The organism is Streptomyces canus, from assembly GCF_001514145.1.
Lineage (GTDB): Bacteria > Actinomycetota > Actinomycetes > Streptomycetales > Streptomycetaceae > Streptomyces > Streptomyces canus.
The window spans coordinates 1-22,043 of record NZ_KQ948687.1; the positions used below are offsets into that span (position 1 = coordinate 1).

A 22,043-nucleotide genomic window follows, 5' to 3' on the forward strand; every position below is an offset into this window, starting at 1 on the left:
CCCGCAGAGTGAGTGACAGCGCCCCGACCGGCTTGCCCGGTTGGGGCGCTGTCGCCGTGCGGGCCACCACCGCTCTGGTCAGGGCTCGGACGGACCGTTGCGCGGGTGCGGATCAATCAGGCCGGCGCCGACCGAGGCGGCAGGCGATCCGGTCGCGGCAGCCGGTGAAGACGGGGGTGTCGTCGAGGGCGTCGGCCAGCGCGGTGCTGGTGGTGGTCGCGACGCCGACCGCTGCGGGTCCCACCTGTGGCGCGCCCGCGACGGGGACGCCTGACGGATCGTGACCCCTGACACCAGGCGGGCACGCGGAGTTGGCGGGCCTGCGCCCTATTCGCACTGCAGATGGTGCAGATGTACGTGGCCATGGCGCTCCCCCGAGTGACGGCGGGGGTAGCAAAGCAGTTGGCCGGGGTGATCAGGACGCCGCTGTCCGCGTCACGGTCGTCGCCGTCGGGCCGCAGGAACAGCACTCTCTGCCCGCCGGGGTGTCGACCACGACGGCATGCAGCGGAGCGTCCTGCGATGAGCGACAGGACGAGCCCGGTCCGCCGGATCACGCCCGAAGCCGACGGCACTGCTGGGGCCGCTCGACGCGGGCCGGCTTTATTCGGTTGCCGCGCCCCATGTCCGACCCTCACCATGGGCGAGCCACCGGGAGCTGCCCGGTGCTCCAAGAGAGGAGGCACGACCGTGATCACGACTGTCGTCGGCCTGCCCGCAGACCGCCTCTCTCTTACCTCATGGAGCACCTCCAGCGATGTCTCACGACGATCTCTCTCAGCACCCTCAGTACCCGGCACTTCCTGACGCCTTCAGCGCCGGCGCCAACCGATACGTCCCGCCGTCAAACGACCTGGGCGATGTCGACGACCGGTTCGTCTTCGACTTCCGTGCCTACGACGACCTCGCCGACGGTCAGCGCTGGTCGACCTGGCTCAGCGTCGAACCCCTCTGCCGAGGCCCCGAGCCGCTCCCGGACTGGGTGGTGACCTCGCAGGGCGCGATCGACACCGAGCTCGGCGTCCTCAAGACCGGCAAGGAGGCCGACGTCCACCTCGTCGAGCGCGCCGACCCGCTCGACGCCGCCGGCGGTGTGGTCATGGCGGCCAAGCGGTACCGCTCTCCCGAGCACCGGTCCTTCCACCGCTCCGCCGCCTACACCGAGGGCCGTTCGATGAAGCGCTCACGTGACGAGCGGGCCCTCAAGCGCAAGAGCACCTTCGGCCGGCAGGTCGCGGCCGGCGAGTGGGCGGTGTCCGAGTGGGGTGCGCTGGTGCGGCTCTGGAATCTCGGGCTGCCGGTTCCCTACCCGGTCCAGATCGACGGCACCGAGATCCTGATGGAGTGGATCACCGTCGTCGACGAGGACGGCGCCGTCGCGACCGCGCCCCGGCTCGCCCAGGTTCGGCCCGCACGCGAGCTGCTGGCGGTGTACTTCGAGCAGCTGACCGATGCGCTCGCGACGATGGTGCAGAGCGGCATCGTGCACGGCGACCTCTCGGCGTACAACATCCTGGCCGCGGGCGAGCGGCTGGTCATCATCGACCTGCCGCAGATCGTCGATCTGGTCGGCAACCTCAACGGGATGGACTTCCTCCAACGGGACTGCGCCAACATCTGCGGCTGGTTCCGCTCGCGGGGCCTTGAAGTCGATGAGCACGCGCTGTTCGCGGAGCTGATGGCGCACGCCTTCTGAAGCGCGAGGGCCTGCTAGCCGCGGGTCCGCGGCGGGGTCATGGCCCATCGGATGGTGCGGGTCAGGGCCTGGCCGGTGGGCCGTACGGCGAGGTCGTCCACCAGTGGCAGGCGTGGCAGCCACAGCATGTCGCGGGCCCAGGAAGGCAGGAGAGCTACGGCGTTGGCGGCGAGGCCGCCGTAGAACGGGCGCACCGCGAGGGGGAGTGGGGGTCGGAGGAGGAGGAAACGGGCGGCGGCTCGGGCTTCCGGGGTGGCGTGCAGTTCGGGGCGGTAGGCGGCCAGGCGCTCCGACAGTTCGCGGCGGTCGCGGGGTGGCGCGATGACGCCCAGGGCCTCGGCGACGCGTGCGGTGTCAGCGACGTAGGCGTCGTAGCCGGCAGGGTCCAGCGGGCGGGCTCCGTACCGTTCGTGGGCGCGCAGGAAGCTGTCCGTCTCGGCGGCGTGAACCCAGGCGAGCAGGTGCGGGTCGGCCGCGTGGTACGGCATTCCCTCGGTGGTCGTCCCGCGGATGCGGTCGTGGATGCCGCGGACGTGGTCGACGGACCGTTGGGCGTCCTCCGCGGTGCCGTAGGTCGTCACGGCCAGGAAGGTGCTGGTGCGCTGGAGGCGGCCCCACGGGTCGCCGCGGTAGCCGGAGTGCCCGGCCACCGCCGCCATGGCGAGCGGGTGCAGGGACTGCAGGAGAAGCGCGCTGAGCCCGCCGATGAACATGGAGGCATCGCCGTGGACGGTGCGGATCGGGCGGTCGGGTGCGAACCAGCGTGGGCCCGGGGTGTCATGGATGCGGGCGCGGTTCGCCCTTCCGTCGGGGCCCGCGACGCGGCGGAACAGGGCCTGGCCCAACTGTTCACGGACTGCCGTCAGCATGATCGGCCTCCCCTCTCCTGCTGCTTTCCAGTGTCCGCCTGCCGGTGAATTCGGGTCACCGGCAGGCGGGCGCCTGCTGCGGCTCACGGTCCGACGCGGGCCACACATAGGGCAGATCAGCTGGTGTGCCGGGGAACAGGGCGGCGTACACCTCCGGTTCCTTGCGGACGAGTGCCGAGCGGTGGCTTTCGTGGAAGGCCTCGTCGCCGAGCCAGGGCGGCAGTTCGCCGGCGGCGGCCAGTTGCGACTGCTCGCGCACCGCGGCGCCGGGCCGACGCGCGGCCAGGCCGGCGACGAGCGAGGCGGCACAGCTGTCCTGGTGCCCCTGTGCGCGCCAGACCCGGCAGATCTCCAGGCCGTACCGTACGAGTGCCTCCTCGTACCCCGTCCACATCCGTACGGCCGGGTGTCTGCGCCAGCCGTATCCGGGGACGGTCAGGCCGCGCAGCACCTGCAGGGCCTCGACCCGCTGTTTGCCCAGCCGGCGCCGGTCCAGCAGCAGGGCCGTCTCCCGGAAGTCGGGGTGCGGCAGGAAGGTCTGCATGGCTCACCTGATCACTTCTTGCGCGCCGCGCGGGCCGCGCGGTCGGCGAGGCCTCCTGCGCCGAGGGGGCCGGTGTACTGGACAGGTTCCTCGGCCTCCAGACGGGGCAGCGCCCGGCGTGACACCCGCATCACCAAGGGCGGCAGGGCCGCGCGCACCGGTTGGGCCAGCCGCAGCCAGGCCGGCGCGTACACGGTCGTACGGCGCCGCTCCAGACCGTTCACCAGGCGTGCGGCGACCGTTTCCACCGGGTGCACGATGCGGGCCGGCGGGGGCATGTGAGTGCGCAGTTCGCGCAGCACCGCATACCGGTCTGCGTCGCGGATCATGTCGGTGTCGGTCCAGTTGAGGTAGCCGATGCCGACGGCGACGCCCTGGTGCGCCACCTCCGCCCGCAGGGCGTGCGCGAAGGCTTCGACCCCCGCCTTGGATGCGCAATAGGCACTCATCAGCGGAGCGGCGCCCAGCGATGCCAGCGAGGCGATCTGGAGGAAATAGCCCGCCGTGTCGAGGAGGTCCGGCAGGAACGCCCGGGCCGTGTGGGCGCTGCCGGTGAGGTTGACGTCGATGACGCGACTCCAGGCAGCCGGATCCGAGGCGAGGAACGGGCCCCCTTCCGCGATGCCCGCGTTCGCCACGACGGCCGAGGGCGGGCCGAGACCGGCCCGCACGGCGGCGGCCGCCGCGTCGAGCGCGGCCGGGTCAGTGACGTCGACCTCGATGGCCAGCGCCGGGCCGGGCAGGGACGCGGCCACCGTGTCCAGGGCGGCCTTCTCGTGGCCGAGCAGCGCGACCCGGGCGCCGCGGCGGGCGATCTCGCGGGCCATGGCCGCGCCCAGACCGCGGGCGGCTCCGGTGACGGCGACCGTCCGGCCGGCGAGCGGGCTGCTGCGCACGGGCTGACCTTCCTTTCCGTCGGACATTGCGTCCTGTCCGACACTTCCGTGCCGACGGGGTGTTCGGATGCGCCTCAGGTCTCCGGGCCCGGTGGGCACGCGGTGTGGTCGGGGTGGCCGGGGGTGCGGCGCTCTTCCTTCATTTCCGCCTCGTACAGGTGGTCGCGGCCCTGTGCGAGCTCCGCCACCGCGGTCGACTCCAGCTGTTGGAAGGGGCGGTAGTAGGTGGCGTTGTAGGCCTCGACGATCTGGAACGTCCAGTGCCCGGGGATGACGTTGCGCCCCAGGATCTCCGCGCGGACCTTCTCGGCCCATTCGGGGTGACCGGCTTCGCGCAGCAGCCGGACGGCACGGTCCAGCTCCAGGTCGGCGCCGCCGGTCAGCTGGTGGAACGCGTACAGACTTCCTCTGGCCCGCTCGGTCGTCTCCAGGGCCTTGGACAGCGCGCCGAGGGCCTCGACGGTCTTGTCGTCGACCCCGGGCGGCCGCCGGTGGTCGCGGTCGGGGCCGTCCGGGCTTTCGGGGCTGTCGGGGGCTTCCTGGACGTGGTTCACGGGTTCTCCTTGGCGTCAGCGGCTGGTTCCGGTGCGGTCGCGGCGGGTCAGCAGCCGTTGGGCGCGGGCCAGACCGGGTGGCCGGTGGCGGTGCAGTGCTGCCCGGGCGGCGTTGGCGCCCGGTGCGCCGTGGACGCCGCCGCCCGGGTGGGCCCCGGAGGAGGCCAGGAAGAGGCCGGGGACGGCGGTCTCGGGGCGCCCGGTGCCGGGGGCCGGGCGGAAGACGAACTGCTGGTGGATCGCGGTCGTGCCTCCGTTGATGGCGCCGCCGTGCAGATTGGCGTCGAGGGACTCCAGGGTCGGGGGCGCCAGGATGCGGCGAGCGCGGATCAGGGAGCGGAAGCCGGGCGCGAAGCGTTCCACCTGGCGTTCGACCCGGTCGGCCATGAGTTCCTGGTCCTCGGTGTCCCAGCGGCCGGTGATGCCCTCGTCGCCGGCGTCGGCGCCGATCTCGTGGGGGAGATGGGTGTAGGCCCAGGCCGATTCGGTGCCCTGCGGGGAGCGGGTGGCGTCGGCGGTGGTCATCTGGCCGAACAGCAGGAAGGGGCGGTCCGGCACCTCCCGCATGGCGATCTGCGCGGCGAAGCGAGTGAGCTCGTCCAGGCCGTCGGCGAGGTGAACGGTGCCCGCCCGGGACGCCTGCTCGGCCTGCCAGGGCACCGGGCCGTCCAGCGCCCAGTCCACCTTGAAGGTGGCGAAGTCCCACTGGAACCGGCGCAGGTCCTCCTGAAGCTGCGCGGGCAGGTGCTCGGGGTCGAGGAGATCGCCGTACAGGGCGGGCACGGACACGTCCGCCAGCACCGCCCGGCGCGCCACGACCGCGTCACCGGCCGCCGTCCGTACGCCGACGGCTCGCCCGCCGCGGACGACGATCCGCTCGACGCGCTGTCCGCAGTGGATCCGCCCGCCCTGAGCCTCCAGGCGTCGGGCCAGGGCCTTGGTCAGGGCGCCGGAGCCGCCGACCGGGACGGGAAATCCGTACGTCTGTCCCAGCATGCCCATCAGCCAGCCGAAGCCGCCGCTGCCCGCCGACTCGGGGGCGAGATCGGCGTGCAGGGCGTTGCCGGCCAGCAGCAGCCGGCCGCCCTGGCCGCGGAACTCCTCCTCGCCCATGCGGCGTACCGGCAGGACCAGGGTGCGTGCCATGCGCAGTCCGCCCGCGGCCCGTAGCCGCCGGGCCAGCCGTGCCGTCGCGCGCACGGGCGGGAAGGTAGTGAACAGGGCGTCCAGGATGTCGGGACGCAGAGCCTCCCAGACGTCGTGCAGTCGCCACCAGGCGGCCCCGTCTCCCGGTGCGAACGCGTCGAGGGACGCGGCGGTGGTGTCGATGTCACGGTCCAGGAGGGCGCAGCTGCCGTCGGTGAGCGGGTGGGCGAGCACGCTGGGCGCGTGGCTCCAGCGCAGCCCGTACCGGTTGAGGCGCAGCGAGGTCAGGACCGGAGAGGCGGCCGCGAGCGGGTAGAAGGCGCTGAAGACGTCGCTGACGTACGCGGGATCGACGCCGTGGTCGTGGCGGACGGCGCCGCCCGGCTCCGGCTGCTCCTCCAGCACCTCGACGCTCCACCCGGCGTCCGCGAGCAGGTTGGCGGCGACCAGGCCGTTGGGGCCCGCTCCGATCACCACGGCGTCAGGCATGCCCGGCTCCCGCCACACCCTGCACCGACGCCTGTCGCGAAGCCTCCCGGGCCTCTCGCACCTCGTTCTCGCACAGCCGGGCGAGGCGGGCCAGCATGGTGCGGTGGCGCATCTGGATCAGCGCTTCGAAGCCGACGTTGTGCAGTCGGCCGCCCGCGCCCTGGAGGGGGTGCTCGTCCACGATCACCAGGCAGTGCTCGCCCCACGGCCGCAGTTCGATCGCGATGCGTGCGGTGCCCAGCGGTCCGGCGTGGGCCTCCAGCTCCAGGCTCACCCCTTCCTCGCAGCGGCGTACGACCGTCTCGTTGACCAGCTTGAGCGGGCCGAGCGGGACCTGGAAGCGGATCGCCGCGTCCTGGTGCGGCCACTGCCCGCGAACCGGCTCGGAATGGGAGGTCCCCACCACCCACTCCGCGTACCGGTGGCCATCGGCGAGGACAGCCCACACAGCGCTCGGACTGACTTTGATCAGACGGTGGCGAACGGCCATGGATACCTCCAAAGGGCTGCCTGGACCGGGTTGCCTGTCGGCGGTGCCCCGAGTGCCCCGAGCTGGACGAGTCCAACCGGCGTCCCCGGGACCGGGCTTCCCCACGTGGCATCGCCTGCCCGGATGTGTGATCGCCAGGGAATCAGCTCACCGGCCGCGGTCGGGCACGATACACAGGGGCCGTGTGCTCCCCACGACCGCAGCAGTGCGTTGGCGTCGAGGAATCCGCTGGTGGCGGCCCGCTCCATCAGAGCGGCGGGCAGGTCGGTGCCACGCGCCGTGCGTCGAGGATCCGCGCCGCCCGGGTGAAGGACGGCCTGGGCGATCTGACCCTGTGCACTATCGATGACCTGGCCGGGCCGGGCCGCACCCGCCTCAAAAAACTTGATCGCAGGGCTGTTGGACGACGGGTGGCTCACGCTGAGCGGCTGGGGCAAGAACGGCCGCATCTTAGAGCGCACCGCCCGCGTCGGCGGCTCCGTGGGTGAGCGCGGGCAGAGGCGGAGTCCACGCTGATGGGGGACAGGTCCGTCTGTCCACCCCGGACGGTCTCGGCGATCACGCCTTCCGGAACAGCCGAGAAGCCACCGGAGTCCCGCTGGACGCGCACGCGCCCGTAGACCGTGGGCCGCGGTCCGAACTCGGCGGTTACCTCGCGCCACTGGACGTTGGACCGAAACCGCCGGATCACCGAAACCGCCGGATCACCGAAACCGCCGGATCACCCCCCGAAGCAGCCGGACCAGAGCCTCTCGAGCCGGCGCGGATACACCGGCCGCATCGTGGACGACACCGGAGAGGAACTCAGCACCTACGATCTCGGGATCCCAGCTCCGCCGCGGGCGTCAACTAGGTGACGGACCCGGCGGGCAGCTCAATGCCGGGGGAGTGGAGAAGGACATGCAGTATCCCGTCGACATCGTGTGCTACCGGTGCGCGATCGTGCTGCCCGTGCTGGACAGTCCGGTCGGGCGTGCGGCCTGGTGGAGGTACATGGATGAGCACGCCTACCACCCGGCCGAGATTTTGTGGGAGCACTCCGAGGCCTGGGAGCGGATCGACATCGACTTCATCCAGGTGGACAGCGACATCAGCAGCGACCCCTCGCTCGCCGAGTACGCGGGAGACGACTGGGCGGGCCGCTCGCTGGCGCTGCAGGCCCGGCCGGTTGCCCGTGCGGTGGCCGAGATCGTGACGCGGGTGGAGGAAGCCGATGGTGCCCGTGAGTGGCAGGCCGCATCGGGCGATGCCGTCGTGGCCGAGTGGATCCTGGAAGTGATGGACTTCGCCCCACCGCCCGGGGCTGTGGTCGACTCGGCGGCTGTCCGTGCCCGCGTGGCCGCTGTGGAAGCGGCGCGGGAGAGGCTTCACCAGGCCGAGGCCGAACCGGTCGGTGAGCACTTCGGTGCGCTGTTGAAAGAGCTGCTGCTCACCCTGCCCTCCGCTGTGGACCTGCCCGTGGAGGAGCTGATCGCCGAGAGCGGTCCGCTGGCCTCCCCACGGCTGTGGGACACCGAGCGGGCGCTGCGACTGGTTCAGCACCTGCTCAACCACGTTTCCATCCGGTAGCCGGACCACGGAACGCGGAAGGAACGGCCCGGTGCGGGCCTCCTCGACCGCCGTTTCTGCCCGGACCAGGGAATCTGCTGGTACAACGCCGCGATCTGGTTGGGCACTCATGCCGCCGCGTCTTCTGGCTCCTGCTCCACGACCCCGACACCGAGCCCGAAGGCCTGTACGCCAAGAGCGCCCCCACCGAAGCAGTCGACCCCCGCACCTTCGCCCGCCCTCTGCCGCCATGCAGGAACTCGGCGAACAACTCCCGCTGTAGCGCGGACCCTTACCAGTCCGGTCACCGATGCGAACGCCGCCGTGGCCTGCGGTGTTGCCCTAGGCCAACCCTCGTGGTGGCACCTGCCCCGGAAATGTTCCAGGCGCCCGATTACCCCCGTACCTCACGGCGTGGAGGAGCCGCGCACGCGCAGTGTGAACCCGGCGCTCTCGCTGCGGCCGGGGAGCTCGCGGAAGTCCGGCAGGCCCATGCGCGAGCGCAGCAGCTCCACCGCCAGGCGGGCGATCGACTCACGTTGAGGGTCCACGGTGGTCAGTGGCGGCGAGGTGAAGGATGCCTCGATGTTGTCGAAGCCCGCCAGCGCCACCTCGTCCGGACAGCGAGGCCGCTGCGTTCGAGCACCGACAGTGCGCCGATGGCGACGACGTCGTTGTGGCAGAACAGGGCGTCGAAGCGGACGCGGGTGCGCAACAGTCGGGTCACCGCACCGGCCCCTGATGACCACAGGTCGGGATCGGCCACGCCGATCACCAGGGAGTCGTCGTAGGCCACTCCCGATTCCGCGAGGGCTCTGCGGTAGCCGTGCAGGCGCCGGGAGTTGGCTCGTGGCTCACCCTGTTGACAGATGGCGGCGATACGGCGACGGCCCTGCGTCAGGAGGTGGGCGACGGCCGCGTGCGCGCCCTGTTCCTCGCTGATCTCGACGTGGTCCAGGATGTGCCCGGCCGCGTCGGCGGCGCGCTCGCGGAGGACGACCGTGGGCTGGGTGACGGGCAGCGACAGGTATTCCTCGGGAGTGAGGGCGTGCGGCAAGTGTTGATTCCGTCCACGAGTTCCTGGTACGACGTGGACAGGGCGGTCCGCTCCCGGTCGGCGCTCCCGCAGGTGGTTTCGACCACCACTTTCGGTCCCCCGGTCTCCGAAGCCGCCCTGATGACCTGTTCGGCCAGCTCCGCGTTGAACGGCTGGTGGACATTTGGGAGGACCAGTCCGATGGTGCAGGTGCGCCGCGAGCGCAGACCGCGGGCGAACGGGTTGATCTGGTAGCCGAGTTCCTCGACGGCCGCACGGACCCGGTGTTCCGTCTCGGGGCTGAAGGAGCCGGTGCCGTTGATGACGTTGGAGACCGTCTTGGCGGACACCCCCGCCATTTCGGCCACGGTGCGCGTCGTCACGCTCCGCCCCATGTGGCCATCCCTCCCAGAGTCGATTCACGGACCATGAGCTCGAAGTCGGCGACGACGAGCCGCTCCGCCGGCTGGGCGGCGGTGGCCGCGCCGTCCGGGTCCGACAAGCAGTAGGACCACCATCCGGTGGCGGCCCACACGCGTGCTGGTCGACGGAGGGACATTGGGCACGATCACGTCCCCGCCGGACCGCGAAGGCGAGGAAATCTCCCAGGTGTTCCCGCTCGAAGCGGACCGACCCGCCGGACCCGTCAAGGTTCGATTCGAAGCAGCCGGCCCCGCGACCCCCGTCCGGCTGCGCGAAGTGCGCCTGCTGCGACTATGCGAGACCTAGCCTCGCGCTTTCGCGATTGTAGGCATCCGACACCCCTCGTCGCGGCCGGCCCGAGGGCCCCGACAGCGCTCAGGGCCAGCGTCGTCAGAAGTGCGCGCACCCATGGGGAAGTTGGCCGGTGCTGAGGAGCCGATTGCCGGCGGGCAGGTGATTGGGGACCTGGACGGTGTTCCTGTGCTGGCCCATTCCGGCAAGCAGGATGCCGCCACGACCTGGAAGAAGGCCTACGGCACCACCCGCTGATGGGCTTTGTCGACCTCGGTAGCGGCGGCGCCGGGGAGCCGGTGGCCGCCTTGCTATGGCCCGGAAACGCGTGCAGCAACACCGCAGCCGACCACATCAGCACGCTGATCCGGACCGACTCGGATGGCGGGACACACAGCGTCGGACACTCAGACGAAGGCCATGGCGGCGAGGGCGACCGAGAGCACGGCGGCGGCAGCGGGCCACCTCAGCCAGCGACGGCGCCGGGCGGCGATCGCCGCCGCCATGAGGTACTCGGCCACGATCCCGATTGCGGTGGCGGCGGCGAGCAGCAGGGCGCGGTTGCCCGCCTGTTCGCCCAGGGTCACCTGGCGGTTCTGTTCGGCCGTCATGGCGGGCCATTGCTCGGGTTCCGCGCTCAGCGCCGTCACCGTGGCCGGGTCGACTCCGTCGGCGCGGACGGGCGCTCGGCCCATGTACTCGGCCATGCGCCGCAGTTGAGCCGCGACAGCCGTCTCGGCACGGGCCACCTCCAACTCGGGCCGGGTGTCCCGCGCTTGCTGGGTCTCCAGCGCCAGTGTCGTCCGTACGGCGGCCCGGATGTCGGCGGCGTGGGCTGCCTGGACGCTGCGGGTGAGGAAGGCGGACCGTTCTCCGCTGGCCGCGATGTCGGTGGTCAACTGAACTGCCCTGCGGGCCGCTTGGGCCTGGGCGCGCTGTTCGCTGCCTGCCGCCGCGAGCTGCCCCAGCGGAAGGAAGAAGAGCAGGCAGAAGACGACGAGGTGGCACCACACCGTCCGGCGGTCATCGGGCGGAGCGGTTGCCGGCTGCGGGATGATTTCCGGCTCTCGCAGGACGCGAACGCCGGGCGGCGGGGGGCGTCGCCACGCGGGTGGTCTCAGCACACCGGCCGCGACGGCGGCGGCGATCACGGCCGCACCCGCGATCCCCGCCGAGACCAACCCCCACGAGGCCCACCGGTCTCCCTCGCGCAAAGTCGCGTCGGGATTGAGCGCATACATGTCGGGTGAGCGTTCCTGCGCGTTCGCCAGCCGACGGGGCACGTCGTAACCGAGGTTCCGGGTCAGGTAGGTGTCGTTGCCGACGAGGAGTTCCGGCGGAGCGGCCTGGCGCAGGCTGAACGCGGTGCGGGAGGCCAACGCGTGCTCGGACACGGCCAGAGAGTTGTCCTTGCCCAGCGCCGACAGGGCTTCGGCGCGGGCTTCCTCCGCGGCCACCAGGAAGGCCGGCGGGGCCTCGTCCGCGTAGAGGTGGCGTACGTCCTCCTGCACGGCCGCCTGCCGCTTGACGTCCTCTCGGACGGCGTCCTGATATGCGCCGCCCGCCTGGCTGAACTGCCAGGTGCAGACCAGCGTGGCCAGTGACACGACCAGGATCAACCCGATCTGGACTCGGATGCGCAGACTGAAGCGGGTGCGGGGCGCCGGGGGCGTCGGGGCGGTCACGAGTCGACTCGCCGGAAGACGAAGCGGAGCCCCTTTTCGTCGGTGAGGGTGAACACCTCGTCGGCCAGCGACCAGGCGAATCGCTGGGGCGTCAGTGGATCCGGCCGGTCGGTGTAGTCGTCGCCGGGGTGCGCGGGATCCTTTCTCGTCGTCGTGGCGGACGAGGGATGCAGGGTCAGTGTCCGACCGTCGACCTCGACGGCTCCCGCGGTGCTGCGCTTCAGGAGGTAGAACTCGTTCGACGCCGCGGACAGGGGGTAGGTCAGCACGCCCGCGTACGCGTACCTGCCGTCGGCCGTGAAGCGGTACGCCAGCGTGGTGTTGGAACCTGGCTGCGCGCTCTCCCAGGCGCCGACAAGAGCGGCGGGAACGGCTCCGGTCCCTGTGGGAGTCGCCGGGGCGGCGGAGACGGTCGGGCTCGGCGGCGGGCTGGGCTCCTCGTGTTCCGTGGCACAGGCCGTAGACACTCCCGCCACTCCCAGCGTCAGCGAGACCATCAACGCTCTGCGGACGCCGTATGACAGTACGCGGAGATTCATCAACTGCCCCCAGCTCCTCGATTCTCCGGAAAGCCGGTCATCCCCCGCTGATTTGGCGTACGTAGCTCACGCCGTCGAGCAATAGGTTCTCGAACGTGTAGCCGTAACCCCCGTCGAACGGGGTGATCGACCAATTCCTGACGTACAGGGGGCCACCGGGAATGTGCAGGGTCATCGCCGAGCCCTCCACGACCGCAGGACCGCGGAGCACTTGGCCATTGTTGTAATGCACCGCAACGTATCCCTCGGCGAAGAACTCGATCTTCGTCGCCCGTGCGCTGCCCTCGCCGTCGCCGTCCCACTCTCCCACCAGTGCCTCAGGTACCTGCCCCGCGAGGGGGGTGCGTGGACCGGAACCGGGCTCGGCGGGCGTGTCCGACGAGGTTTCCGGCGCTGGGGCGGGCGGCGCCGGCGGGGGCTGGATCGTGGGACCGGACGATGTCGTCGGTGCGTACGGCTCCGGCGGTGAAGCGGACGAGTCGTCGCCCGTTCCGCACCCCACGGCCAGGCACAGTAAGGCCGCCGCGATCCCTCGCATGAGTGATGCTTTCATCGCGGCCCCCTCGGAAATCCCCGCCCTGCAATTCCGCGAGCGAGCGTAGACCCCGCCTCTTGGCGGAGAGAGCGCCCTGCTGGAGCCGGTCAACCTATGGCAATTCCCGCGCCCGAATCGCCTTGGCGACTCTCATCTTCTTCCAAGTGGCGCAAACAGTCGGATCGTACGAGATTTTCGCGCGGCTTTCCGGCGCAGAAGGCCGGGGCTGTCCGCTGCCGTTCAGTCCTCGTGGAGGCCGCGGACAAGCCGGGCGACGATCTCCGCCGCCCGCTCGGGCCGCTCCTCGAACCAGATGCCGAGGTGCTCTTGGACGGCCTCCCCGACACAGGCCCGCACAGCGGTGTTGCCCAGCAACCCCACTGTGGCGCCGAGGAATTCGGGACGGTCGAGCCTCACCGAGACGACGGCCGTGAAGCCCTCGCCGATCCGGGCCACGTCGAGATCGGGGTCGGCCGCCGTCAGCAGCCCCCGCCTCAGCGCGTACGCGGTGACCGCGGCCGCCACTCCGTCGCGGAAGCCGTCCACGTGCGTGCCGCCCTGGCGGGTGGCCAGGCTGTTGGCGAAGCTGTGGATCCGCTCCTCGCGGGACCCGCTCCACAGGAAGGCCACCTCCATCGTCCCTGCCATCCGCGGATCCTCCCGCTCGAATGCGGTGACGTCCTGGGGGAGGAGCGACCCCGCCTCCGCGTCGAGAGCGGCGACGAAGTCCCGCACTCCGTCCGGGTACCGGAACATGACCGCCCGAGCCTCGCCCGCCGGGCGTTCGTCGGTGAGGGTGATGCTGAGGCCCGGGTTGAGGAAGGCCACCTGCCGGAAGCGTTCGGCCAGCACGGCGAACGAGCAGCGCGTCGTCTCGAAGATCTCGGTGTCGGGCCAGAAGGCGATGGTCGTCCCGCTTCCGGCCGCGGGCCCCACGGTGGCGGGCGGGGCGAATGCGACACCGCGCGCGTACTCCTGGGCTCGGAGGACCCCCTCGCGCCGCACCTCGGCCCTCAGCCGGCTCGACAGGGCGTTGACAACGCCGAGCCCCACGCGGGGGTGACCCACGGCCACGGTATGCCGGCCACCGGCATCGGGGCCGGCACGAAGGCTGGTCAGCAGCGTTTCGAGGGCCGGGCCGCCGGCGTCCCCGGTGGCCTCGAAAGGATCCCCCGGCCCGTCGTCGGCAACGCGCACGCCGCCGTGACGTGTCAGCGTGACGGCGATGGTGCCGCCGCGGCCGGGCAGAGACTGGTTGACCGCCCGGCCGACGGCCTCCCACACCATCTGCAACACCCCGCGTTCGCCGACCGAGCCGATCCACATCCCGGGCCACTTCCGAACGGCTTCCCGCCCCTCCAGGACCTCGATCGCGGCAACGTCGTACTCCACGCCTTCTCCACTCAAGGAGACTCCTCCCACGGCTTCCGGTGGACCTGCCCAGCCTAGGCTGGATTCAGGAAAACACCTGGTCAGAGCCTTTTCGCTGAAGCCGTGGACGGGCCGGTGACAGCAGGCCGACGAGCGGTCGGCCCGGGGGCCGCTCACCGCCCCAAAGGGTGTCCGGGGCCCCGCCGATGCTCCGTACGACCCCGTTACGGGAGCCGCTGAGGGCCCTGATTCAGAAGGTCGCGCAGCTCAGGTGAAGGACAGCAGCATGTTCGTCTCGCCGATGGCCAGCGTGGTGCCGATGACGCAGAACAGGCCTTGCACGACGCTGGTGATCGGCATGCGCAGCCGTGCGTGAACATAGCAAGACACGGCGAGCGCACACGGGACGAACCAGACCACGGCCAGCTGAAGCGGCGACACGTCCTCGCTCGCGGCGGTCGTACGTCCCGGCGGCCCCGAGTGCGACATCCCGACGATGAACATCAACAGAGCCACTCCCGCCAGGGCCGCGGCATCGGCCATCGCCAGCAGCAGTGCGACCGCGGCATCGGTCAGCCGAGAGGGTCGCTGCCTCTCTGCCCCGGTGCCCTCGTCCTCATCCGTGACGGACCGCCCGCCGAAGCGTCGGCGCAGCCCGTCGATGCCGTTCCGCGTTCTCTCCCACCAGCCCACTGCTCGACTCCACCATGGAGGCGACGATTCCGCCCGGCCCGGTCCACAACGACTTGGCTTCCGCCTACGCGGGCCGATGCGGACCTTCGCGGTGTTATACGGGGCGTCATGGGCGGGAAGGTGTCGTGATTCAGGAGGATCGCGATGGCCAAAGCGGCTCCGCCATCGGCCAGGTTGGCGGTGTAGATAGTCGCTGGCAGACGGGCTGCGGTGGCGGTTGAATACCTTGGTGAGGGACTACTGGACGCCCGCCCATCACGCGGTCGAGCACGAGGATGCGGAGACCCTGGCCCGGTTGCTGGTCGACGGTGCCGATCCCAATGAGGTCTTCAGCAACATGACGCTGCTGACGCACGCGATCGACGTCGAGGGCGATGGCTCCCTCCAGAGTGGCCGGCCGTTGGCTGTGCATACCACTGCTGTGCTGCTGGCCTTCGGAGCTGACCCGGAGCTCGCGGATCCAGACGGTCACACCCCCATGGTCATGGCCGATCATTGCGGCCATGACCTGGCGGTAAAGCTGCTGCGGGCCCACATTCAGCGGGCCGCCGGTGACAGATGAGGGTGCGGGCGATGCTCGTGAAGGCGAGGAAGTGCTCGCACAGATCGCCGCGGCGGCGGGCGTCCTCGAGGAAGGCGAGCGCGGTCTCGATCACGGTCAGCGTGTGGCCCGCGCTCAGCCGCACGGCGGTCGGATGGGGCACGGTCCTGGAAGGCCGGTGCCCGCGCAGTTCGGGCCACTCGGAGGCGAGCTGCACACCGTAGGCTCTGGGCAACTACACCTTCATCCTTCCGGCCTGCGGCAGCGTGATGCGGTCAACCAGCCCCTCGGTGCGCAGCCTGGCCAGCCGCCGGGTCCGCTCGATCCGTACCGAGGGGGCGATCACCTGGTGCATGTGTTCTGTGGCGGCCATCCGGTACTGCGCCAGCACGGCCGACGCCATCCGGTCCCCGCTACCCACGTTCGCGCCGATCAGAACGGGTCTGCTCTCTTCCCATCCGGTGCGGTGCTGGCCTGCCCGGCGCCGCGTGTATCGGACATGGCAACAGCCGACCCCGACCAGAGGGCCGACCACGAGGGCCCGACCGCGGTTACGAAGCGACAACGCCTCCGTGGACCCGTCTCACATCCGCGCCGACAACCCGGCCGACAAGCGTGCGCACCTGTTGCCGCGTCTGCCGTGCCGGCGCGCCCGCGCCGCTGTCAATGCGGCGGCGTCAGGTGGAGAGGCCCGGAGCTGTCCGCGTCCGCATTGAGGATCTTCGAGACCGGACAGCCCCATGCTGCACCCGGTCTGTTGGATCCGTTGGCCTGGGTGATGTCACGGATGAGCGGCATGGACCGAGTATTCCGGACAGCAGTGCGGATGTAGCAGGCACGCTTCTGGAACTTCACCACGATCGATCAACGAGGCCGGACGCGAGGAGCTCACGAAGTTCTGGGCGAAGTGGCAGTACGTCTCATCACGCATTGACGGGCTCAAGGGGGGCGGGAGATGAATTTCTGGGAGAAGGTCACGGGAAGCGATCTCACCAGGGACTGGAGGGCGTTCGAAGCCCGCGCCGAGGCCCTGCCGGACGACTACCAGGCGGCGTGGGGGCAGATCATCGCCCACCTCTTCCCCTATGGGGACTTCACCGGCCGCAACCTGATGCCGATCCTCGACGCCGCCCTGGGGCTGCTCGAAATGGCAGCGGCGGACGGACAGAGCGTCCAGGAGGTGCTCGGCGACGACATCCCGGGCTTCTGCACCGCGCTGGCCGGTGGAGAAGGGGCTCGAACCTATCGCGACCGATGGCGCGAGCAGTTGAACAGGAACGTCGCAAAGAAGCTGAGCAGGCTGGGAGACTGACGTGAGCATTCAGGACATCATCGAGGGCAAGAAGCAGTGGCGGGCACACATGGCCCGAGTCAAGGCACTCCCGCAGGACTACCGAATCGTCTACAAGGAGATTCAGAAGTACCTGTTCAAGGTCGGACCGATCGACCTGCCTGACGGACCCCTGCTCCCCGGGATCGTCGACTTCTTCGAGGAGGGCGTCGCCGCGGGCAAAGGGGTCTTGGAATTCACCGGCAACGACGTCGCCGCGTTCTGCGATGACCTGGTCAGGGACTCTTCCACCCATGCGGACGCCTACCAGGAGTCCCTCATCAGGGAACCCGGTACGGCTGAGAAGTAACACCTGCCCACTGTTGCGGAATCAGTTCCTGTGCGGCGGGCGGCTATATGGCGCGTGATCGCAGGGGAGCGAGCTGCTGTTCCAGGTTTTGACTGGCTGGGGCGGCTTCCATCGGGCTCTGGCAGCGATCACGGGGAGCCGTCACTGTCGGTGATGGGCGTGATCGGTTCCTTGATAAGCGTCGGGATGCGCCGTGCGATCGTGGGCGACGGTCGGGCTTTCCGGCGGTGCCTCGTCTATCAGGTGTCGTCGGGACTGCCCGCGAGGGACCCGCCTATCCAGAAGGGCAGTGCCTTTTGATCTTTGCTCAGTGACCGTCGTATTGCGTTGACCAACTGCACCTGCGCTTGGGCGGGCGCCCTGTTGGCCTGGGCGAACTCTTCCTGGCTCAACGGATCACGCGCCGGGTCGCGTGCCGGGTCACGCGCCACCTTGTCCAGGAAGGCGCCTATGGCCTTGCCGAAGTTGTCGATCTCCGCCGCGACGGCCGCGGGGGCGACCAGGCTGGCGCGGGTCAGGGCCGCGCTCCACTCGCTCCAGTCGTAGTCCCATCCCTGCCGATCGGCATGGGCGCGGCTGATGATCATCGTGAACTTGGCGTAGTGGCTGATCAGTTCTTGATAGGCGAGCAGTTGCTTGTCCCGCAGCCACTGACGGTCCTGGGCCCGGTGCGTGACGATGCCCCCGACCAGGACCCCGATCGTGGCGGACAGCGCCCCAGCGGCTGTTGTCACCAGTGTGTCCAGCAGTGCCACCCCAGGCCCCGTATTCCCCGTCGCTCGAACAAAGGGGGATCGAACTTACTGGTGGCCAACCGCTGATGACAATGCTCAACTGCGGGGCGCATGAGCCGGAGCGGTGGGTCACGCGAGCAGGATCATCTTCTGTAAGAGGTCGAATTCGGCGCGCCCGTACAGTTGCCTCTTGATCTTTTGACGCTGTTCACGGCGCCCTCGGTGGCGCCCGAGCTCCAGCGGAGCGTGAGCCCGGCGGTGACGGCGTCGAGATCATTGGTGAGCCCGCGGGCGACGCCGCTCAGGCCGGGCAGGGGCCTTGTCGATCCAGGCGGGCGGGAGGATGCCGGTCTGCTGGGTAAGCATGTCACCGAAGTTACGGACGAGTTGGTGCGCGGTGGCCAGCTCGGGGCAGGTGTCCAGAACCGCTTTGAGCTACCGGTGTTCATTCTCGTGGAGCGAGCTTGGCCGGCGGGTGAGCCAGCCGGTGGCCAGCCGTGCGGTCGGCAGTGCCGAGGGCTTTTGTGGGGTCCGGCGGGGCTGGTGAAGGCAGCGCCGCGCCCAGTCGCGCAGTGTGGAGTAGCTTCCCTGCCGACCGCGTTCGGCGAGTTCGCTGTGCAGGGCGGTGAGCGATATGCCACCTCGGGTCTCGGCGATGCGTCGGGAGAGGTAGGGGTAGTGGACGTCGAGGCGGCTGCCTCGACGGTGGCGTCCCGGGGACACCTGGTGCCAGTGCTCGGCGCGGGCGTACCGCTGCACAGTGTGACGGCCCCAGCCCAGGTGGCGGGCGATGGCCTGTCGGACGTCCCCCTCCAACCAGGCAGGAACCGGCAGCACGGCCCGGATGACCTGCCGCTCCGCCTCCGTCATGTCGGAGGCATGGCACGGGGTGCGGTCCGGCCGGACCGTCGCGTTGCCGGACCTGTGCGCGAGGCAGTCACACGGCAGGGACGGCGAGTTGGGCTCCACGCGTGCGGGCACGAAGGACTGCGGCAACAGGGCCTTCTGGTGATCGGTTTGTGTTCGCACCGCCGAGCGTTGACGGGGATGCGGTCCAGCGAACTGATGGAGCTGACGGTCGGCTGCCGCCGCACGGACGACGCCGACGGCACAGGCCTGGCCCGGCACCGGCTGGTCAGCTAGATCGTCAAGGGCCGCCTATGGGGCGGCGAGGTCGACGAGTGGCTCGTCATCGAGGAGGTCTCCCGCGTGATCGCCCTGGCCGAGCAACTCACCGACGCCCGGCCCGGACAGTCGTTGTTCGGCCCGTTCCCCGGCTTCGAGTCCAACGGGGCCATGACCTGGCTGCGGCAGTGGGTCGCTCTCCCGCCGGACGCCACATGGGCCTGCAGCCGATCCCCGGCGAGCCGGTGCACCCCCGCCGCCTGCGGCGGACGCTGTCTGTCTAGATGGCCGCCCGTCCCGGTGGCCTGCCGGCCACCAAGGTCCACTTCAAGCACCTGCAGGTGGCCACCAGCGAGGGATACGCCGGCAGGCCGGGCGGCGCCCAGGCCGTTTTCCGCCACGAGTGGAAGAAGGAGGAGGCGAAAGAGAAGCTCAAGCGGACCGTCGAGGCATACCGCCAGTTCGAACAGGGCCAGATGCCCGGCCCGGGAGCCGACGCGCTGCTGGCCTCCTTCCGCGCCGTCGAGAAGGAACTGTCCGACCACGAGCCGGGCCCGGCGAAGGTGGTCACCGACCGGCAGATCGCGCTGCTGTTGATGAGGAAGGCGTCGGTCCTGCACCTGTCCGCGGCGAACTACTGCTGGTTCGAGGACCCGGCGAAAGCACTGTGTCTCATGCTCGCCGGCACCAGGTCCACGGCAGCACCGCTGACCGTCCTGTGTGACAGCTCCCGCTGCCCGCAGGCCACCCACCACCTCGTTCACCGTTCGGTCTGGCGCACCGCAGCCGACGACGGCGCCGTCCTGCTGGCCAGCTCTCGGATCCCGGCCGGAGAGAAGGACCGGTTGCGGTCCGAGCACGAGCGGTCTATGCGGATTCTCGAAGAGATCGACACGGCAGCCCGAAGGGCCGAATGACATGGCAGTGAGCCACCAGCAACGCGACCAGATCGAGCGTCGTATCCGCGCGGCCATCGACCGGCTCCTGCCCGGGCAGATCCCACCCGGCGACGCCTGCGACGCCAAGACGCTCGCCCGCGAGGCGGGCATTTCCCGCGCGTCCCTCTATCGGACCTGGACCCACCTCAAGGACGAGTTCGAACAGCGACGGGCGGCCGCCAGGGCGGCGGGCCAGCAACCCGACCCGAAAGAAGCCCGGATCGCCCGACTGCGTGAGCTCAACCAGCGGCTCACCGGCAAGCTCGCCCGCACCAACACCGAGGTCACCCTCCTCAAGGGAGCGTCACCGGCTACTGCTGTCGGTCCTGGCGGCCAAGGACGACGAACTCGAACGGCTCCGGCGCGAACTGAGTACGTTCGCCACCCATGCCATCCCGGCTCGCAACCACGAACTGGGGGACGACGCCACGAGCGTCGTCCCCCTCACCCGCCGCTGATGTCAAACCAACGTGTGGTCGAAGGCGCCACCTGATTCATGACACTCCCGGTCCCGCCATCTCCTGGCCTGAGACTCCAGAACGACCTGTCAGATGGCGAGCCAGGCCACGAAGCACCTACTTGCTCTCCGTGCTGAAGGCGCCGGTGCTGTGGCTGATCTGGTCCTGCAGCGCCTGCCAGCTTTGTGCGTCGGCGCTGAGGACGTCGTGCAGGTAGGCGGAGACGGCGTCGGCGACGAGGACGACGCGGGCGGGGTCCTCGTCGGTGGTGTCCTTGGCGGCCTCGCCGGAGATTCCGCCGAAGAGGTGCTCGCCCTCGGCGATGGTGAGCAGTCGCTTCGGGCCCGGGCTGAGGTGGTAGGCGTCGGTGAACCATTCGGGTCCGCGGGTAGTCATCACCGACTGGTCCTTTCCGCCGGCGATGACCAGGGCGGGGGCGGTCATGCCGGAGAAGTCCGGGCGCGCGAAAGGGAGATAAGTGAGCGCGAAGGGCGTCAGGGCGTCCCCGGCACCGGCCGCCGCGATGAGCGCGCCCGCCTTGACGGCGGGGTGGGAGAAGTCCTCGCCCGGGTTGCCCTCGGTGTCGAGGACGCGGGCGCCCAGGAGGGCTCCGGCGCCCTGTGCTCCCCAGGAGTGCCCGACGACAGCGACGCGATCGCGGTCGACGCGCGCGGCCAGACCGCTGACCTGGTCGAGGATGTCACCGAGGCCGTCCAGGACACTGTGCAGATCGGCTATGCGCACGCGCCAGATGGTGGCGAAACGGGGATCGTCGAAGCCGATGCCGTGGCGGCGGGAGTCCAGATGGGTGGGCTGCACCACGACGAACCCGGCAGCAGCCCAGCGGTCGACGAGGGGCTCGTAGCCGTCCATCGACCAGGCGTTGCCGTGGGAGAAGACGATGACGGGCAGGTCTCTCCCGTCGACCGGTGCGGTGAGCTTGACCTGCAGGTCGATGCCGCGGTCGGTGGTGGGAACGGTGATGGGCTTGACGGCGATGACCTGACGGTTGAGCGTGGCCGTGGGGCGGCTTTGGCCGGAGTGAAGTTCCATGGCGTCGACGTTAGGAAGCCGATAGGTACCAAATGGTAACCTTCAGCTCGTGAACATGACCGCAGCCGACCTGGTGAGCGCGGCAAAGGACCTGGAAGCGGGCACGGTGTTCCTCGCCGACTGCCCCGCACGGCTGGCGATCGAGATCATCGCCAACAAGTGGTCCGTCGTTGTCCTGTTCGCTCTCACCGGCGGACCCAAGAGACACAGCGAACTCGTCGCGCTGTCCGGCGGGATTTCGCGCAAGGTACTGACGCAGACCCTTCGCCGTCTGCAAGGCAACGGCCTGGTCGACCGGCAGGTGTACGCCGAAGCGCCGCCGCGGGTCGAGTACAGCCTGACCACGCTCGGCCAGACACTCCAGGAGCCGATCGTGATGCTGACCGAGTGGGCGCGAACCAACGGCGAAGCTGTCGTCGACTTCCGAGAGTCGGCAGACGCCAGGTCGATCGACTGAGGGCGGTTGGGCCGCCGGGCGAACGTGGTGACGGATTCAGGGGTGGCGTTCATGGCAGGGCTCGCTTCCGTGTCACGGGTGGGGTTCATCAGGCACCAGCGATCAGCCGACTGCCACCGGCAAGGGTGAACTTCAGTGCGGGACGTCGACGCTCGACGACCGCGACACCACCGACCGGCCCGCGGTTGGTCCTGCACACCAACTTCGTACTGGGCACCGAGACACCGGGGAAGGTGGACACGGCCTTCGCCGCGTTAACGAGAATCTGTCGCCCTACGCGGACGGTGTCTTC

General features: G+C 70.1%; 26 protein-coding genes and 5 pseudogenes. 11 read left to right on the forward strand and 20 right to left on the reverse strand.

Translation table 11 applies throughout. From position 1 onward, the window contains the following. Positions 1-112: 112 nt before the first annotated feature. Positions 113-244, reverse strand: a complete 132-nt coding sequence (locus tag AQJ46_RS58665; protein WP_263972920.1) for a hypothetical protein — start codon at positions 242-244, stop codon at positions 113-115. A gap of 513 nt (positions 245-757) precedes the next feature. Between AQJ46_RS58665 and AQJ46_RS48850 the strand changes: the two genes are divergently transcribed. After that, a complete protein-coding gene (locus AQJ46_RS48850; protein ID WP_059211824.1) occupies positions 758-1,696 on the forward strand; it encodes a serine protein kinase RIO in 939 nt (312 codons plus the stop codon). A gap of 14 nt (positions 1,697-1,710) precedes the next feature. Here AQJ46_RS48850 and AQJ46_RS48855 read toward each other — a convergent pair whose 3' ends face one another. The 7 genes and pseudogenes from AQJ46_RS48855 to AQJ46_RS58110 form a co-directional block, all read right to left on the reverse strand. Continuing rightward, positions 1,711-2,565, reverse strand: coding sequence for an oxygenase MpaB family protein (locus tag AQJ46_RS48855; protein ID WP_059211825.1), 855 nt, complete (start codon positions 2,563-2,565; stop codon positions 1,711-1,713). Between the two features lie 55 nt (positions 2,566-2,620). Continuing rightward, on the reverse strand, positions 2,621-3,109 hold the full coding sequence (locus AQJ46_RS48860) for an MSMEG_6728 family protein (RefSeq protein ID WP_059211826.1): 489 nt from the start codon (positions 3,107-3,109) through the stop codon (positions 2,621-2,623). 11 nt (positions 3,110-3,120) lie between these two features. Beyond that, positions 3,121-4,005, reverse strand: a complete 885-nt coding sequence (locus AQJ46_RS48865; protein ID WP_107117504.1) for an SDR family oxidoreductase — start codon at positions 4,003-4,005, stop codon at positions 3,121-3,123. Positions 4,006-4,079: 74 nt separating this feature from the next. Further along, positions 4,080-4,559 (reverse strand): hypothetical protein, encoded by a 480-nt coding sequence (locus AQJ46_RS48870; protein WP_059211828.1) that lies wholly within the window; start codon positions 4,557-4,559, stop codon positions 4,080-4,082. 15 nt (positions 4,560-4,574) lie between these two features. After that, complete coding sequence (locus AQJ46_RS48875; RefSeq protein WP_059211874.1) at positions 4,575-6,194, reverse strand: phytoene desaturase family protein; 1,620 nt, start codon at positions 6,192-6,194, stop codon at positions 4,575-4,577. After that, positions 6,187-6,684, reverse strand: a complete 498-nt coding sequence (locus AQJ46_RS48880; protein WP_059211829.1) for an SRPBCC family protein — start codon at positions 6,682-6,684, stop codon at positions 6,187-6,189. The genes AQJ46_RS48875 and AQJ46_RS48880 overlap by 8 nt, the downstream gene beginning before the upstream one ends. Before the next feature lie 484 nt (positions 6,685-7,168). After that, a pseudogene (locus AQJ46_RS58110) lies at positions 7,169-7,375 on the reverse strand (hypothetical protein); the annotation flags it as partial. A gap of 209 nt (positions 7,376-7,584) precedes the next feature. Between AQJ46_RS58110 and AQJ46_RS48885 the strand changes: the two are divergent. Together AQJ46_RS48885 and AQJ46_RS59280 are read left to right on the forward strand one after the other, a co-directional pair. Continuing rightward, complete coding sequence (locus tag AQJ46_RS48885) at positions 7,585-8,253, forward strand: hypothetical protein (RefSeq protein WP_159064230.1); 669 nt, start codon at positions 7,585-7,587, stop codon at positions 8,251-8,253. Further along, a pseudogene (locus tag AQJ46_RS59280) lies at positions 8,190-8,414 on the forward strand (hypothetical protein); the annotation flags it as partial. The gene AQJ46_RS48885 and the pseudogene AQJ46_RS59280, both read left to right, overlap by 64 nt. A gap of 225 nt (positions 8,415-8,639) precedes the next feature. Here AQJ46_RS59280 and AQJ46_RS59285 read toward each other — a convergent pair. From AQJ46_RS59285 to AQJ46_RS58680, 3 genes and pseudogenes are all read right to left on the reverse strand, one after another. Next, positions 8,640-9,220: pseudogene (locus AQJ46_RS59285) on the reverse strand (LacI family DNA-binding transcriptional regulator); the annotation flags it as partial. Then, positions 9,130-9,663, reverse strand: coding sequence for a LacI family DNA-binding transcriptional regulator (locus tag AQJ46_RS59290; protein WP_079072820.1), 534 nt, complete (start codon positions 9,661-9,663; stop codon positions 9,130-9,132). The pseudogene AQJ46_RS59285 and the gene AQJ46_RS59290, both read right to left, overlap by 91 nt. Further along, positions 9,648-9,770 carry a hypothetical protein gene (locus tag AQJ46_RS58680; protein WP_263972921.1) on the reverse strand — a complete coding sequence of 41 codons (123 nt, stop codon included), beginning with the start codon at positions 9,768-9,770 and terminating at the stop codon, positions 9,648-9,650. The genes AQJ46_RS59290 and AQJ46_RS58680 overlap by 16 nt, the downstream gene beginning before the upstream one ends. A gap of 262 nt (positions 9,771-10,032) precedes the next feature. On the opposite strand from AQJ46_RS58680, the pseudogene AQJ46_RS59295 reads away from it, so the two are divergent. After that, positions 10,033-10,377 (forward strand): annotated as a pseudogene (locus AQJ46_RS59295) (IS1380 family transposase); the annotation flags it as partial. Positions 10,378-10,389: 12 nt separating this feature from the next. Here the strand turns inward: AQJ46_RS59295 and AQJ46_RS56420 are convergent. The 5 genes from AQJ46_RS56420 to AQJ46_RS48930 all read right to left on the reverse strand — a co-directional run bounded on the left by AQJ46_RS56420 (position 10,390) and on the right by AQJ46_RS48930 (position 14,805). Beyond that, the gene (locus AQJ46_RS56420) at positions 10,390-11,667 is read right to left on the reverse strand and encodes a hypothetical protein (protein ID WP_059211834.1); all 1,278 of its coding nucleotides are present in this window, start codon (positions 11,665-11,667) and stop codon (positions 10,390-10,392) included. Further along, on the reverse strand, positions 11,664-12,206 hold the full coding sequence (locus AQJ46_RS48910) for a hypothetical protein (protein WP_059211835.1): 543 nt from the start codon (positions 12,204-12,206) through the stop codon (positions 11,664-11,666). The genes AQJ46_RS56420 and AQJ46_RS48910 overlap by 4 nt, the downstream gene beginning before the upstream one ends. Positions 12,207-12,243: 37 nt before the next feature. Next, complete coding sequence (locus AQJ46_RS48915; RefSeq protein WP_059211836.1) at positions 12,244-12,516, reverse strand: hypothetical protein; 273 nt, start codon at positions 12,514-12,516, stop codon at positions 12,244-12,246. A 465-nt stretch (positions 12,517-12,981) separates the two neighbouring features. Further along, on the reverse strand, positions 12,982-14,133 hold the full coding sequence (locus tag AQJ46_RS48925) for a DNA topoisomerase subunit B (protein WP_079072821.1): 1,152 nt from the start codon (positions 14,131-14,133) through the stop codon (positions 12,982-12,984). A 246-nt stretch (positions 14,134-14,379) separates the two neighbouring features. Next, a complete protein-coding gene (locus AQJ46_RS48930; protein WP_059211838.1) occupies positions 14,380-14,805 on the reverse strand; it encodes a hypothetical protein in 426 nt (141 codons plus the stop codon). Between the two features lie 229 nt (positions 14,806-15,034). Between AQJ46_RS48930 and AQJ46_RS48935 the strand changes: the two genes are divergently transcribed. Continuing rightward, positions 15,035-15,367: an ankyrin repeat domain-containing protein gene (locus AQJ46_RS48935; RefSeq protein ID WP_059211839.1), complete on the forward strand. Its 333-nt coding sequence runs from the start codon at positions 15,035-15,037 to the stop codon at positions 15,365-15,367. A 214-nt stretch (positions 15,368-15,581) separates the two neighbouring features. Here the strand turns inward: AQJ46_RS48935 and AQJ46_RS58135 are convergent, their stop codons facing one another. Beyond that, positions 15,582-15,767: a hypothetical protein gene (locus AQJ46_RS58135; RefSeq protein ID WP_225887642.1), complete on the reverse strand. Its 186-nt coding sequence runs from the start codon at positions 15,765-15,767 to the stop codon at positions 15,582-15,584. 445 nt (positions 15,768-16,212) lie between these two features. Here AQJ46_RS58135 and AQJ46_RS59300 point away from each other — a divergent pair. From AQJ46_RS59300 to AQJ46_RS48950, 3 genes and pseudogenes are all read left to right on the forward strand, one after another. After that, a pseudogene (locus AQJ46_RS59300) lies at positions 16,213-16,305 on the forward strand (PadR family transcriptional regulator); the annotation flags it as partial. Next, positions 16,302-16,658 carry a DUF1048 domain-containing protein gene (locus AQJ46_RS48945; RefSeq protein WP_059211840.1) on the forward strand — a complete coding sequence of 119 codons (357 nt, stop codon included), beginning with the start codon at positions 16,302-16,304 and terminating at the stop codon, positions 16,656-16,658. The pseudogene AQJ46_RS59300 and the gene AQJ46_RS48945, both read left to right, overlap by 4 nt. A gap of 1 nt (position 16,659) precedes the next feature. Beyond that, positions 16,660-16,986: a DUF1048 domain-containing protein gene (locus AQJ46_RS48950; protein WP_059211841.1), complete on the forward strand. Its 327-nt coding sequence runs from the start codon at positions 16,660-16,662 to the stop codon at positions 16,984-16,986. Positions 16,987-17,225: 239 nt separating this feature from the next. Here the strand turns inward: AQJ46_RS48950 and AQJ46_RS48955 are convergent, their stop codons facing one another. Both AQJ46_RS48955 and AQJ46_RS56760 read right to left on the reverse strand, forming a co-directional pair. Further along, on the reverse strand, positions 17,226-17,720 hold the full coding sequence (locus AQJ46_RS48955; protein WP_225887643.1) for a hypothetical protein: 495 nt from the start codon (positions 17,718-17,720) through the stop codon (positions 17,226-17,228). A gap of 435 nt (positions 17,721-18,155) precedes the next feature. After that, positions 18,156-18,749, reverse strand: a complete 594-nt coding sequence (locus AQJ46_RS56760) for a hypothetical protein (protein ID WP_208617121.1) — start codon at positions 18,747-18,749, stop codon at positions 18,156-18,158. A 380-nt stretch (positions 18,750-19,129) separates the two neighbouring features. On the opposite strand from AQJ46_RS56760, the gene AQJ46_RS58140 reads away from it, so the two are divergent. Together AQJ46_RS58140 and AQJ46_RS55925 are read left to right on the forward strand one after the other, a co-directional pair. Next, positions 19,130-19,762: a hypothetical protein gene (locus AQJ46_RS58140; RefSeq protein ID WP_225887644.1), complete on the forward strand. Its 633-nt coding sequence runs from the start codon at positions 19,130-19,132 to the stop codon at positions 19,760-19,762. Between the two features lies 1 nt (position 19,763). Next, positions 19,764-20,276 (forward strand): hypothetical protein, encoded by a 513-nt coding sequence (locus AQJ46_RS55925; RefSeq protein ID WP_159064233.1) that lies wholly within the window; start codon positions 19,764-19,766, stop codon positions 20,274-20,276. A gap of 82 nt (positions 20,277-20,358) precedes the next feature. Here AQJ46_RS55925 and AQJ46_RS48970 read toward each other — a convergent pair whose 3' ends face one another. After that, positions 20,359-21,294 (reverse strand): alpha/beta hydrolase family protein, encoded by a 936-nt coding sequence (locus AQJ46_RS48970; RefSeq protein ID WP_059211844.1) that lies wholly within the window; start codon positions 21,292-21,294, stop codon positions 20,359-20,361. A 55-nt stretch (positions 21,295-21,349) separates the two neighbouring features. Here AQJ46_RS48970 and AQJ46_RS48975 point away from each other — a divergent pair, with 55 nt between their 5' ends. Next, positions 21,350-21,751 (forward strand): winged helix-turn-helix transcriptional regulator, encoded by a 402-nt coding sequence (locus AQJ46_RS48975; protein ID WP_059211876.1) that lies wholly within the window; start codon positions 21,350-21,352, stop codon positions 21,749-21,751. Positions 21,752-22,043 lie beyond the last annotated feature (292 nt).